Raw genomic sequence first — 13,437 nt, 5'->3', positions numbered from 1 at the left:
TTGAAGGGGCAGCAGAGCAATGCAGCAACTCAATCCTTCCGAAATAAGTGAAATTATCAAGGGCCGCATCGACAAGCTCGATGTGACCTCCCAAGCCCGTAACGAAGGCACTGTCGTCAGCGTATCTGACGGCATCGTGCGGATTCACGGTCTGGCCGACGTAATGTACGGCGAGATGATCGAGTTTCCGGGCGGCGTCTACGGTATGGCCCTCAACCTGGAGCAAGACTCCGTAGGTGCCGTTGTATTGGGCGCGTACACCAGTCTGGCTGAAGGCATGAGCGCCAAGTGCACAGGCCGCATCCTGGAAGTTCCGGTTGGTAAGGAACTGCTGGGTCGCGTAGTCGACGCACTGGGTAACCCTGTTGACGGCAAAGGTCCACTGGGCAACACCGAGACCGACGCGGTCGAGAAAGTTGCTCCGGGCGTGATCTGGCGTAAGTCGGTAGACCAGCCTGTACAGACTGGCTATAAGGCTGTCGATGCCATGATTCCTGTCGGCCGTGGCCAGCGTGAGCTGATCATCGGTGACCGTCAGATCGGTAAAACCGCTCTGGCAATCGACGCGATCATCAACCAGAAGAACAGCGGCATTTTCTGCGTCTACGTAGCTATTGGTCAGAAACAATCGACCATCGCCAACGTGGTTCGCAAGCTGGAAGAAAACGGCGCCCTGGCCAACACGATCATCGTGGCTGCCAGTGCTTCGGAATCTCCTGCGCTGCAATTCCTGGCACCGTACTCCGGTTGCACCATGGGTGAATTCTTCCGCGACCGCGGTGAAGACGCGCTGATCGTTTATGACGATCTGTCCAAGCAGGCAGTGGCTTATCGCCAAATCTCCCTGCTGCTGCGCCGTCCACCAGGCCGTGAAGCTTACCCAGGCGACGTGTTCTATCTCCACTCCCGTCTGCTGGAGCGCGCATCCCGCGTTTCGGAAGAGTACGTAGAGAAGTTCACCAACGGCGCAGTGACCGGCAAAACCGGTTCCCTGACCGCACTGCCGATCATCGAAACCCAGGCTGGCGACGTTTCCGCGTTCGTTCCGACCAACGTGATTTCCATCACCGACGGTCAGATCTTCCTGGAATCGGCCATGTTCAACTCGGGCATCCGTCCTGCAGTGAACGCCGGTGTTTCGGTATCCCGTGTGGGTGGTGCCGCTCAGACCAAGATCATCAAGAAGCTCTCCGGTGGTATCCGTACCGCTCTGGCTCAGTACCGTGAACTGGCGGCATTCGCCCAGTTCGCTTCTGACCTGGACGAAGCGACCCGTAAGCAACTTGAGCATGGTCAGCGCGTTACCGAGCTGATGAAGCAGAAGCAATACGCCCCAATGTCGATCGCTGACATGGCGTTGTCGCTGTATGCCGCTGAGCGTGGGTTCCTGACCGACGTTGAAATCGCCAAGGTCGGCAGCTTTGAACAAGCGCTGATTGCTTACTTCAACCGCGATCACGCCGAATTGATGGCGAAGATCAACGTGAAGGGTGACTTCAATGACGATATCGACGCTGGCATGAAAGCCGGTATCGAGAAGTTCAAGGCCACCCAAACCTGGTAAGCCGCAGCGGGAGCCGCAAGGCTCCCGCTTGCTAACCTGATAGGTGTTACATGGCAGGCGCAAAAGAGATTCGCAGTAAGATTGCGAGCATCAAAAGCACGCAAAAAATTACCAGCGCCATGGAAAAAGTGGCGGTCAGCAAAATGCGCAAGGCACAAATGCGCATGGCTGCTAGCCGTCCTTATGCGGAGCGTATCCGCCAGGTAATTGGGCATCTGGCCAACGCCAACCCGGAATACCGCCACCCGTTCATGATCGACCGCGAAGTTAAGCGTGTGGGTTATGTGGTAGTGAGCAGTGACCGTGGTTTGTGCGGTGGTTTGAATACCAACCTGTTCAAGGCCCTGGTCAAGGACATGGCGGTAAACCGCGAAAACGGCGTCGAGATCGATCTGTGTGTCGTTGGTAGCAAGGGTGCGGCCTTTTTCCGCAACTTCGGCGGTAACGTCGTTGCAGCTATCAGCCACCTGGGTGAAGAGCCGTCGATCAATGATTTGATCGGCAGTGTGAAGGTGATGCTGGATGCGTACCTGGAAGGCCGGATTGACCGCCTGTCCGTGGTATCCAACAAGTTCATCAACACCATGACCCAGCAGCCAACCGTGGAGCAATTGATTCCACTGGTGGCGACTCCGGATCAGGAACTCAAGCACCACTGGGACTACCTCTACGAACCAGACGCCAAAGAGCTGCTTGACGGCTTGATGGTGCGCTACGTGGAGTCGCAGGTGTACCAGGCGGTGGTCGAGAACAACGCAGCTGAACAAGCGGCGCGGATGATCGCGATGAAAAACGCTACCGATAACGCCGGTGATCTGATCAGCGATTTGCAGCTGATCTACAACAAGGCGCGTCAGGCTGCGATCACCCAAGAGATCTCGGAAATCGTCGGCGGCGCTGCCGCGGTTTAACGGTTCAAATATTCAGAGGATCCAGCTATGAGTAGCGGACGTATCGTTCAAATCATCGGCGCCGTTATCGACGTGGAATTTCCACGCGACAGCGTACCGAGCATCTACAACGCGCTGAAAGTACAAGGCGCGGAAACTACTCTGGAAGTTCAGCAGCAGCTGGGCGACGGCGTAGTTCGTACCATTGCGATGGGTTCCACCGAAGGCTTGAAGCGCGGTCTGGACGTTATCGACTCTGGCGCTGCCATTTCCGTACCGGTCGGTAAAGCGACCCTGGGCCGGATCATGGACGTACTGGGCAACCCGATTGACGAAGCGGGTCCGATCGACACCGAAGAGCGTTGGGGCATTCACCGTCCAGCACCTTCGTTCGCGGAACAAGCTGGCGGCAACGACCTGCTGGAAACCGGCATCAAGGTTATCGACCTGGTTTGCCCGTTCGCCAAAGGCGGTAAAGTCGGTCTGTTCGGTGGTGCCGGTGTAGGCAAGACCGTAAACATGATGGAACTGATCCGTAACATCGCCATCGAGCACAGCGGTTATTCCGTGTTCGCCGGTGTGGGTGAGCGTACCCGTGAGGGTAACGACTTCTACCACGAGATGAAGGACTCCAACGTTCTGGACAAAGTGGCACTGGTTTACGGTCAGATGAACGAGCCGCCGGGTAACCGTCTGCGCGTAGCACTGACTGGCCTGACCATGGCCGAGAAGTTCCGTGACGAAGGTAACGACGTTCTGCTGTTCGTCGACAACATCTACCGTTACACCTTGGCCGGTACTGAAGTATCCGCACTGCTGGGCCGTATGCCTTCTGCAGTAGGTTACCAGCCGACCCTGGCTGAAGAGATGGGCGTTCTGCAAGAACGTATCACTTCGACCAAGGAAGGTTCGATCACTTCGATCCAAGCGGTATACGTACCTGCGGATGACTTGACCGACCCGTCGCCAGCGACCACCTTCGCCCACTTGGACGCCACCGTCGTTCTGTCCCGTGACATCGCTTCCCTGGGTATCTACCCAGCGGTCGACCCACTGGACTCGACTTCGCGCCAGCTGGACCCGAACGTGATCGGCCAGGAGCACTACGACACCGCTCGCGGCGTTCAGTACGTGCTGCAGCGTTACAAAGAACTGAAGGACATCATTGCGATCCTGGGTATGGACGAGCTGTCGGAAGCCGACAAGCAGTTGGTAAACCGTGCTCGTAAGATCCAGCGCTTCTTGTCGCAGCCGTTCTTCGTGGCTGAAGTCTTCACCGGTGCTTCGGGTAAATACGTTTCCCTGAAAGACACCATTGCTGGCTTCAAAGGCATCCTCAACGGTGACTACGACCACTTGCCAGAACAAGCGTTCTACATGGTCGGCGGCATCGAAGAAGCGATCGAGAAAGCCAAGAAACTGTAATCCAGGCGCCCGGAAACGGGCGCTCATCAGGTTGAGGCAATCAGATGGCTATGACAGTCCATTGCGATATCGTCAGCGCGGAAGGGGAAATCTTCTCCGGTCTGGTAGAAATGGTGATTGCACACGGCGAACTCGGTGACCTGGGTATTGCCATGGGCCACGCGCCGTTGATCACCAGCTTGAAGCCAGGTCCGATCACTCTGACCAAGCAAGGCGGGGAACGTGAGGTGTTTTACATCTCCGGTGGTTTCCTTGAGGTTCAGCCGAACATGGTCAAGGTACTTGCCGACACTGTGCAACGTGCTGGCGACCTGGATGAAGCCTCCGCTCAGGAAGCCGTCAAGGCTGCCGAGAAGGCCCTGAACGAAAAGGGTGCGGACTTCGACTACAGCGCTGCTGCTGTACGTCTGGCCGAGGCTGCAGCCCAGCTGCGCACGCTCCAGCAGATCCGCAAGAAGTAAGCGGCCTAGCCGCAATGCTTCAAGCGCGATTGATTAAAAAGGGTAGCCTCGGCTACCCTTTTTCTTTTTTAGCAAAACACTTCTCTGGTCTGAACCCGGACCGCCCAGGATTGGTAGCCATTCATGTCTCTTGAAATCGTCATTCTCGCCGCAGGCCAGGGCACCCGCATGCGTTCAGCCCTGCCCAAGGTGCTGCACCCGGTGGCCGGCAACTCCATGCTTGGCCATGTTATCCACAGCGCCCGGCAGTTGGACCCGCAACGCATCCACGTGGTGATCGGCCACGGTGCCGATGCCGTGCGTGAGCGCCTGGCCGCGGACGACCTGAATTTCGTATTGCAGGACAAGCAACTGGGCACCGGCCACGCCACCGCGCAAGCCGTACCGTTCATCACCGCCGATACGGTACTGATCCTCTATGGCGACGTGCCGCTGATCGAAGTGGAAACCCTGCAACGCCTGCTCAAGCACGTAGTGCCTGGCCAGATGGGCCTGCTCACCGTTGAACTGGACGACCCCACCGGCTACGGGCGCATCGTGCGCAATGCTGACGGCAAGGTCGCCGCCATCGTTGAACACAAGGACGCCAGCGAAGCCCAACGCGCCATCACCGAAGGCAATACCGGGATTCTCGCCGTCCCTGCGAACAAGCTTGCTGACTGGATGAGCCGCCTGTCCAACAACAACGCCCAGAGCGAGTACTACCTCACCGACGTCATCGAGATGGCCGTGAGTGATGGCCTGCTGGTCGCCACCGAACAGCCCCACGACCCGATGGAAGTGCAGGGCGCCAACGACCGCAAGCAGCTTGCAGAGCTTGAGCGTCACTATCAATTGCGCGAAGGCCGTCGCCTGATGGCGCTCGGCGTAACCCTGCGTGATCCGGCTCGCTTTGACGTGCGCGGTGAAGTGACTGTGGGCCGAGATGTGCTGATCGACATCAACGTGATCCTGGAAGGTCGCGTGATCATCGAAGACGACGTGGTGATTGGCCCGAACTGTGTGATCAAGGACAGCACCTTGCGTAAAGGCGTGGTGGTCAAGGCCAACAGTCATATCGACGGGGCCTTGATGGGCGAGGGCAGCGATGCCGGCCCGTTTGCACGGTTGCGTCCGGGTACGGTGATGGGCGCCAGGGCGCATGTCGGCAATTTCGTCGAACTGAAAAACGCGCAAATGGGCGACGACGCAAAGGCCGGCCACCTGGCCTACCTGGGTGATGCGGTGATCGGTGCTCGCAGCAACATTGGCGCCGGCGCGATCACCTGCAACTACGATGGCGCCAACAAGTACCAGACGACGATTGGTGAGGACGTATTCATCGGCTCGAATAATTCGCTGATTGCACCCGTGACAATCGGCGATGGTTCGAACACTGCCGCGGGCTCAACCATCAACCAGGATGTGGATAAGTCCCAATTGGCCGTAGCACGCGCCCGCCAACGAAATATCGACGGCTGGAAACGCCCGGTCAAAGTCAAAAAGACCTGAGTTATCCACATCCCCCAGGTAACTTAGCTCCAATGTGGGAGGGGGCTTGCCCCCGATCGCGGCGCATCAGTCAGCTTATGTACCGACTGACACACTGCTATCGGGGGCAAGCCCCCTCCCACATTTGTCGTGTGTTGTTCGAAAAATTTGGTCTCGACGCTTGACGCTACCTTCTCAATAGGTTTTGATTGCCTTCGTTATCTTTCGAAACGAAACTTATCTCACCATGTCGAAACGAAATACACCCCAACGACGCCACAACATCCTGGCCTTGCTCAATGAACAGGGCGAAGTCAGCGTGGACGAACTGGCCAAACGTTTCGAAACCTCGGAAGTGACCATCCGCAAGGACCTGGCCGCCCTCGAAAGCAACGGCCTGCTGCTGCGCCGCTACGGTGGCGCAATCACCATGCCCCAGGAACTGGTCGGCGATGCCGCTCAACCGGTCTCGGCCCATAAGCGGGCCATTGCCCGTGCGGCGGTGATGCGTCTGCGCGAACACGCCCGCATCATCATCGACAGCGGCAGTACTACCGCCGCCATGATTCCGGAACTCGGCCACCAGCCCGGCCTGGTGGTGATGACCAACTCCCTGCACGTGGCCAGCGCCTTGAGCGAACTGGAACATGAGCCAGTGCTGTTGATGACCGGCGGCACCTGGGACCCCCACTCGGACTCGTTCCAGGGCCAGGTTGCCGAGCAGGTTTTGCGTTCCTACGACTTTGATCAACTGTTCATCGGGGCCGACGGCATCGATCTGCAGCGCGGTACGACCACCTTCAACGAACTGCTGGGCCTGAGCCGCGTGATGGCCGAGGTCGCCCGTGAAGTGGTGGTGATGGTCGAATCCGACAAGATCGGCCGCAAGATTCCCAACCTGGAACTGCCCTGGAGCAGCGTCCATACCCTTATCACCGATGATCGCCTGCCGCTTGAGGCCCGCGACCAGATCCAAGCCCGCGGCATTACGCTGATATGTGCGGCAATCATCTAGGAGAAGCACCATGTGTGGAATTGTAGGCGCAGTCGCCGAACGTAACGTGACCGCGATTTTGATCGAAGGCCTCAAGCGCCTGGAATACCGTGGCTACGACAGCGCCGGTGTGGCCGTCTTCAGCAACGCCGGCAAGCTTGAGCGCATGCGTCGCCCAGGCAAGGTCAGCGAGCTGGAACAGGCCCTGGCCGGCGAGCCGCTGGTCGGCCGCCTGGGTATTGCCCACACCCGTTGGGCCACCCACGGTGCGCCGTGCGAACGCAACGCCCACCCGCACTTCTCCGGCGACCTGGCCGTGGTGCACAACGGCATCATCGAAAACCACGAAGTGTTGCGTGAGCAACTCAAGAGCCTGGGCTACGTGTTCACCTCCGACACCGACACCGAAGTCATCGCCCACCTGCTCAACCACAAGCTCAAGGACCACAGCGACCTGACCACCGCCCTCAAGGCCACGGTCAAGGAACTGCACGGCGCCTATGGCCTGGCCGTGGTCAGCGCCAGCCAACCCGACCGCGTGGTTGCCGCCCGCAGTGGCAGCCCGCTGGTGATCGGCCTGGGCCTGGGGGAAAACTTCCTCGCTTCCGATCAACTGGCCCTGCGCCAGGTGACTGACCGCTTCATGTACCTGGAAGAGGGCGATATTGCCGACATCCGCCGCGAAAGCGTGGCGATCTGGGACGTGAACGGCAACTCCGTCGAACGCGAAGCCGTGCAATACCGTGACGGTGCCGAAGCCGCCGACAAAGGCGAATATCGTCACTTCATGCTCAAGGAAATCCACGAACAACCGGCCGTGGTCCAACGCACATTGGAAGGTCGACTGAGCCAGCACCAAGTGCTGGTCAACGCATTCGGCCCACAAGCCGCCGAGCTGTTCGCCAAAGTGCGCAATGTGCAGATCGTCGCCTGCGGCACCAGCTACCACGCGGGTATGGTTGCCCGTTACTGGTTGGAAGAACTGGCCGGCATCCCTTGCCAGGTCGAAGTCGCCAGCGAATTCCGCTACCGCAAGGTGGTGGTGCAGCCCGACACCCTGTTCGTGACCATCTCCCAGTCCGGCGAAACCGCTGACACCCTGGCCGCCCTGCGCAACGCCAAGGAGCTGGGGTTCCTCGCCAGCCTGGCGATCTGCAACGTCAGCATCAGCTCGCTGGTGCGTGAGTCCGACCTGACCCTGCTGACCCAGGCTGGTCGCGAAATCGGCGTGGCTTCCACCAAAGCCTTCACCACCCAGTTGGTCGGCCTGTTGCTGCTGACCCTGTCCCTGGGCCAAGTGCGCGGCACCCTGGCCGAAGGCGTCGAAGCCACCTTGGTGGAAGAACTGCGCCGCCTGCCGACCCGCCTGGGCGAAGCCCTGGCCATGGACAGCGTGGTAGAGAAAGTCGCCGAGCTATTCGCCGACAAGAACCACACCCTGTTCCTCGGCCGTGGCGCGCAATACCCGGTGGCGATGGAAGGCGCCCTCAAGCTCAAGGAAATCTCGTACATCCACGCCGAAGCCTACCCGGCCGGTGAGCTCAAACACGGCCCCCTGGCCCTGGTGGATGACGACATGCCAGTGGTAACCGTGGCGCCGAACAACGAACTGCTGGAAAAACTCAAATCCAACCTGCAGGAAGTACGCGCCCGTGGCGGCCAACTGGTGGTATTCGCCGACGAGAAAGCTGGCATGACCAACGCTGAAGGCACCCACGTCATCAACATGCCGCACATCAACGACACCCTGTCGCCGATCCTCTACACCATCCCGCTGCAACTGCTGTCGTACTACGTGGCCGTGCTCAAGGGCACCGACGTTGACCAGCCGCGCAACCTGGCCAAATCGGTGACAGTCGAGTAACACCCCACGTACCTGGAGGCCCCCGCTGGTTTTCAACAATAAAGATTGACACAAAACAATAAAGTTTGACACGCACGAACATAGATTGACACAAGGCTCAAACCCCCGTATCTACGGGGGTTTTCCTTTCCAGGCTTTCCCTTTGGTCTGGATTCATCGCTTCAACTTTCAGCGGGTGTAGTCTGGAAAATGTTTTGAATGCGGCCGCTTTGGCGGTCGTGTCCTTCTACGACTTTTTCTCGACGCGAGGTGAAGCGGTCCGCATCGACTGAGGAGGCGTGGGTTGCGAGGTCGTAAATTTGCATCACAGCAGGACATTGAACGGCACATTGCAAATGGATTTGGCGAAGGCGCCGGGGCAAGCTACGTGCCTTGGCTGCGGGTACAAGATGTCCCGTCGATAGGTCGTTCGCACAAGATTCAAGGTGTGAAGATCGAGAGGATTCATCACCTCCTGTCAGATCTCGAGCGTTCCTACTTCCTTGTGTGTGAATTTTCTGAAGACGTCGTGGATATCCGGGAGCAATACCCTTTACTACCCACAGAGCGTGCGCAAGCGATAGCGTCGGCGATCGATGTACGCTATCCAAGATACCCTAGAACAACACTGCCTTATGTGATGACAACAGACTTCCTGTTAACTGTTAAGGACCCGAGCGGAAAATTCAAATCGGTAGCTAGGACGGTGAAGTATCGTTCCGATTTAATTGGCAACGGAAGTAAAAGAACGCTTGAAAAACTTGAAATTGAAAAGCGTTTTTGGGAAAGCCAAGGTGTTGATTGGAAAATCGTAACAGACGAGTTTTTTACACGAGATTTGATTAAAAATCTTGGACTAATCAGGAGGTACTCGAAGCTCTCTCGTGATTTAATGAAAGCGCCGTTGCATTCGAATTTTATCGAGTGCCTTGTAAACAGCCGGGAATATTCGTGGACCTTGGCCACCTGTCTAAGAAAAACAGCATCACTTTTGTCCATTTCCTATATAGACGCTCAAGCGATTTTCTTTCATCTGGTTTGGAACAAGATACTGAAAATCGATTTGGTTAACACTCCTCTCCACCTTACTGGTCTAGTTCCTGGCTTCGAAGTTTCACCGAGCCCTGTCCAAGTATCGTTGAAGGAGAAAATGTCATGACTGTTCTCGTTAATGACGTTTTCGAACCTGTAACCGATCTGTCGGTCATTGCTACGATAGCCAGGCTCCTTTATCAGGATGAAACGCATGACTTAGCAGTTTTGATGGATCTAGCTGACCCACCCCGGCAGCCGTACGCGGTTGGTCTGGAGGAGCTGCGTCGCTCGATAGCGTCTGGTCACACCAAACCAGCAGCCATCACCACGCCCGAGTTTATGCTTGTGCTTGAGGAACAGTTGGATGAGAGAGCCAAGCAAGGCCGGGACGAAAAGTGGGCCGTCATCGCCCCTCTATTAGATCCTGAATACCCGGGACAAATATTTGTACGAGGTGAGTTAGGCCGGCTTGTTAGCAGACGGGCGTCAGAGCTCGGAATCCAGCGGAAAACGATCTATCGGCTTCTTTACCGATATTGGTTTTATGGTCAAGTTCGCAACTCATTGCTTAATAATTATACGGCGGTAGGTGTTGCCGATAGAAAATATGATCCGAGCAGGCCACCAGGGCGAAAGCCTAAATTTCAAGGCGTTCTTACTTCGCCTTCCAAGATGCTCAGTGCGGTTGATAAACGATGCATCCGTGTTGGATATGCTCTTTATGTAAGAGATAAGAAATCTTCCATTTCGAGCGCATATGACGAAATGTTGAGACGATTTTACTCAGTCCGAGACATCTCTAAAAACAGTGAAGAAGAGCTTCGTTTGTTGCCTGGTTCAGAACTCCCCAGCTTGAGGCAGTTCCAATATTGGGGACAGATTTTTTTCGACGAGATTGCAACCGAGCGTGGCCGTAAAGGATTGAGGAGATGGTTAAAGGACTGCCGTCCGCTTTCAGGTACCGTTCGCGATTGGCTGCGTGGACCCTGTCATCAGTTCGAGATCGACGCGACTATTGCCGATATTTATTTGGTCAACAGCTACTCCAGGCGGATGCTCATTGGCCGGCCCGTAGTGTATATCGTTGTGGATAGCTTCTCCGGAATGATTGCTGGTCTCTATGTAGGATTGGAGGGCCCTAGTTGGAATGGGGCCAGGCAAGCGCTGTTCAACGCGTTTACCTCCAAAGTCGAGTTCTGCGCTCAGAACGGCGTCGAAATCAATGCAGATGATTGGAATTGTCACCACCTGCCCCACCAGATTTACGCCGACCGAGGAGAGATGCTGTCACTCGCAGCAGAGGGGCTATCGTCAGGATTGGGAATTGAGATGGGCACTGCTCCGCCTTATCGGCCGGATTGGAAGCCTATGGTGGAAAGTCGGTTTGGCATTTTGAATGATTTGACGGGTATCAGATGGCTACCTGGCGGGGTAGCAGCGCGAGACAAAGAGCGAGGCGAGCGAGATTACCGGCTCGATGCCACGCTGAATCTCAAAGAGTTCACCCAAATTCTCATCAAGTGCGTACTCCACTATAACGGGCACCATCGACAGCCTGAACGACTGACGCAGGCGATGATGAATGACGGCGTTGAACCTACACCCAACGGGATATGGAATTGGGCCTGCGACAAGGACGTGATCGAATCCAACAAACGTCCTGACGAGCTGGTTTACCTCCATCTCTTGCCTCGCGAGCGCGCGACCGTTCAAAAGGGTGGGGTTATGTTTCGCGGCATGCACTACGTGTGTGATATGGCCATAGAAAAAGATTGGTTTGCCAAGGCTCGCAAAGGGGGCGTTTGGTCAATAGAGTGTTGGTTCGATCCGAACTCGGCGGCACACATTTGGATTCAGGGAGAGGCCAAGCAGTTTATCCGTTGTGATCTTCGACGATCGGATGCCGGTTACGCGAATTACCGCTCGGACGAGATTTTTGATCTGCTCGAAGCCTATCGCCAAAAACCGCCTACTCGCCGGCGAGCCGAGCTGGAAAGCCGTGTGCAGCTTAGCGATCAGGTCCACCAGATCATCAGTCATGCACTCGCAGAACGAAAACTGGAACCTGCTCCGCCCACCAAGGCAGAGGCCACTGGAAACATCCGCGAGAACCGCGCAGAAGAACGTCTCCGTGAGCGTGAAAATGCGGTTGTTCCTGAAGGCGTTAGGGCGGAGCCAGCTTCATTTCAATCTGAATTGACACCGAAAGCGCATGATTCATATGCCGGCGAGCGGACTGCGCAGGTTATCGATTTGCTCAAAAGAATTCGGCCAGGACAGGCAAAATGAAAGGTGCACAGACGTTTGCCAATTACGTCAGACAGGACATTAGTGAGTATGCGGGTAACCCGCTTATCGAAGCTTTGCCTCCGATATTGTCGGAGGCCGCGGCTGTTGAGCTGATCTCGAATTTTCCTCAGCCGGTGGATCCGAAAGAGCTGACGCTCGAAGGAGCCACTCGAATTCACTGTATCGACCGGCTAAGAACCGTGGTACAGCCGTTTTTGCTACATCTGGAACTGGAGGCCCTGTTCTCACTGCTCATTCGTCGAGGGTATGTTGGGCGTAACCCGATGTCGCCCGCTACCGTCCGGCATTTGCATTCTTTATCGGGAGCTCAGCGTTACCACGATGCGTTCAAGTCCACTGCAGAAACGTTTACCGTCGTCGGCCTGAGCGGCATTGGCAAGTCGACGGCGCTCCACGCCATCTTGAGCCTTTATCCACAGACAATCCGTCATGAGCGCTATGAGGGAAAGCAGTTTGTTCATACCCAAATCACATGGCTGAAGCTTGACTGCCCTCGGGATGGATCGCTGGCTGGGTTTTGCCAGCAGTTTTTTTATGCGGTTGGTGACGCTCTAGGAGATAAGGACTACCACAAGCGCTACAGGCATCGAAACATCAATGATGCGCTGCAACAGATGGAGCAGGTGGCCAGCACGTTTTTCATCGGCGCCTTGTTGATCGACGAGCTGCAAAACCTCCACTTGGCGAAAACCGGTGGTAAAGAGAGCATGCTGAATTTTTTCCTGCACTTGGTAAACAACATCGGTATCCCGGTGGTTTTCAGTGGCACGAACTCGACGATCAGCCTGTTCTCAGAAGCCATGCGGACTGCTCGCCGAGTCTGTGGTGCCGGTACGCTCGAATTCAAACGATTCGAAAAGGATGATGAGGAGTGGCGGTTGTTAGTCGAAAATCTCTGGAGCTATCAGTGGTGCAAGCAGACGGCTGAGCTGACCGACGAGATTTTTGACTCGCTGTATGAGCACACTCAAGGCGTCACGGATTTCCTGGTCAAGCTGCTGGTATTGAGTCAGCGTTATGCGGTCCAGAGTGGCTCGGAGTGTTTGACTGCCGAGATCCTGGTGAAGGTAAGCAACTCAAAAATGCAGATTCTAAAGCCAGCCCTTTCAGCTCTGCGTAGCCGTGATCCGAAGCGAATGCGACAGTTTGACGATTTGCTGCCGATTGAGGATCAGCTGAGCGAAATGATGGTTTTCGATGGATTGGCACGAGAGGATCGCCTCACCTTGCTTCGAAGCGTTGTATCCCGTGAGAAGCCGGCAGACCCATCTCCGACCATTTTTGCGAAAGATCACCCATCGCCGATTGCTACTGCTGTGGAAAACTCAGAGGCTAAAGCGCTTAGCGAACATGACTCTCCCCTCGACGCTCTGCGCGCTGCGGGCTGGCTCAACGAGGACCTGTTTGAGTTCTCACCGATGTATCACAAAGCGTGAGTAGGAGGG

At 56.3% G+C, this 13,437-nt stretch carries 10 protein-coding genes; all 10 read left to right on the top strand.

Going from position 1 to position 13,437, the window contains the following annotated elements; all coding sequences use genetic code 11:
- The first annotated feature begins 19 nt into the window (after positions 1-19).
- The 10 genes from atpA (at position 20) to AOA60_RS21465 (ending at position 13,428) form a co-directional block, all read left to right on the top strand.
- A complete protein-coding gene (gene atpA, locus AOA60_RS21510) occupies positions 20-1,564 on the top strand; it encodes a F0F1 ATP synthase subunit alpha (RefSeq protein WP_003177064.1) in 1,545 nt (514 codons plus the stop codon).
- Between the two features lie 50 nt (positions 1,565-1,614).
- Positions 1,615-2,475 carry a F0F1 ATP synthase subunit gamma gene (gene atpG, locus AOA60_RS21505; RefSeq protein WP_010565870.1) on the top strand — a complete coding sequence of 287 codons (861 nt, stop codon included), beginning with the start codon at positions 1,615-1,617 and terminating at the stop codon, positions 2,473-2,475.
- Positions 2,476-2,502: 27 nt separating this feature from the next.
- Positions 2,503-3,879 carry a F0F1 ATP synthase subunit beta gene (atpD, locus tag AOA60_RS21500; protein WP_003177062.1) on the top strand — a complete coding sequence of 459 codons (1,377 nt, stop codon included), beginning with the start codon at positions 2,503-2,505 and terminating at the stop codon, positions 3,877-3,879.
- 44 nt (positions 3,880-3,923) lie between these two features.
- Positions 3,924-4,340 carry a F0F1 ATP synthase subunit epsilon gene (locus tag AOA60_RS21495; protein WP_032885166.1) on the top strand — a complete coding sequence of 139 codons (417 nt, stop codon included), beginning with the start codon at positions 3,924-3,926 and terminating at the stop codon, positions 4,338-4,340.
- A 123-nt stretch (positions 4,341-4,463) separates the two neighbouring features.
- Positions 4,464-5,831: a bifunctional UDP-N-acetylglucosamine diphosphorylase/glucosamine-1-phosphate N-acetyltransferase GlmU gene (gene glmU, locus AOA60_RS21490; protein ID WP_099586131.1), complete on the top strand. Its 1,368-nt coding sequence runs from the start codon at positions 4,464-4,466 to the stop codon at positions 5,829-5,831.
- A gap of 226 nt (positions 5,832-6,057) precedes the next feature.
- Positions 6,058-6,825, top strand: a complete 768-nt coding sequence (locus AOA60_RS21485) for a DeoR/GlpR family DNA-binding transcription regulator (RefSeq protein ID WP_099586130.1) — start codon at positions 6,058-6,060, stop codon at positions 6,823-6,825.
- A 10-nt stretch (positions 6,826-6,835) separates the two neighbouring features.
- Positions 6,836-8,668, top strand: a complete 1,833-nt coding sequence (gene glmS / locus AOA60_RS21480; protein ID WP_099586129.1) for a glutamine--fructose-6-phosphate transaminase (isomerizing) — start codon at positions 6,836-6,838, stop codon at positions 8,666-8,668.
- 283 nt (positions 8,669-8,951) lie between these two features.
- Positions 8,952-9,806 (top strand): TnsA endonuclease N-terminal domain-containing protein, encoded by an 855-nt coding sequence (locus AOA60_RS21475; RefSeq protein WP_099586128.1) that lies wholly within the window; start codon positions 8,952-8,954, stop codon positions 9,804-9,806.
- The gene (locus AOA60_RS21470; protein ID WP_099586127.1) at positions 9,803-11,971 is read left to right on the top strand and encodes a Mu transposase C-terminal domain-containing protein; all 2,169 of its coding nucleotides are present in this window, start codon (positions 9,803-9,805) and stop codon (positions 11,969-11,971) included. Before AOA60_RS21475 ends, AOA60_RS21470 begins: the two co-directional genes overlap by 4 nt.
- Positions 11,968-13,428, top strand: coding sequence for an ATP-binding protein (locus tag AOA60_RS21465; protein WP_083182132.1), 1,461 nt, complete (start codon positions 11,968-11,970; stop codon positions 13,426-13,428). Before AOA60_RS21470 ends, AOA60_RS21465 begins: the two co-directional genes overlap by 4 nt.
- The last annotated feature ends 9 nt before the right edge of the window (positions 13,429-13,437 follow it).

Origin of the sequence: Pseudomonas sp. 2822-17, from assembly GCF_002742485.1 — a bacterium.
In the GTDB taxonomy this organism is placed as follows: Bacteria; Pseudomonadota; Gammaproteobacteria; order Pseudomonadales; family Pseudomonadaceae; genus Aquipseudomonas; species Aquipseudomonas cyclaminis.
Note: the sequence above shows the minus strand (reverse complement) of the source record. Positions and strands in the feature narration are given on the sequence as shown.

Excerpts from the sequence above, each read along its gene's own strand:
- atpA (WP_003177064.1), top strand. The coding sequence starts at position 20 with ATGCAGCAACTCAATCCTTCCGAAATAAGTGAAATTATCAAGGGCCGC.
- atpG (WP_010565870.1), top strand. The coding sequence starts at position 1,615 with ATGGCAGGCGCAAAAGAGATTCGCAGTAAGATTGCGAGCATCAAAAGC.
- atpD (WP_003177062.1), top strand. The coding sequence starts at position 2,503 with ATGAGTAGCGGACGTATCGTTCAAATCATCGGCGCCGTTATCGACGTG.
- AOA60_RS21495 (WP_032885166.1), top strand. The coding sequence starts at position 3,924 with ATGGCTATGACAGTCCATTGCGATATCGTCAGCGCGGAAGGGGAAATC.
- glmU (WP_099586131.1), top strand. The coding sequence starts at position 4,464 with ATGTCTCTTGAAATCGTCATTCTCGCCGCAGGCCAGGGCACCCGCATG.
- AOA60_RS21485 (WP_099586130.1), top strand. The coding sequence starts at position 6,058 with ATGTCGAAACGAAATACACCCCAACGACGCCACAACATCCTGGCCTTG.
- glmS (WP_099586129.1), top strand. The coding sequence starts at position 6,836 with ATGTGTGGAATTGTAGGCGCAGTCGCCGAACGTAACGTGACCGCGATT.
- AOA60_RS21470 (WP_099586127.1), top strand. The coding sequence starts at position 9,803 with ATGACTGTTCTCGTTAATGACGTTTTCGAACCTGTAACCGATCTGTCG.
- AOA60_RS21465 (WP_083182132.1), top strand. The coding sequence starts at position 11,968 with ATGAAAGGTGCACAGACGTTTGCCAATTACGTCAGACAGGACATTAGT.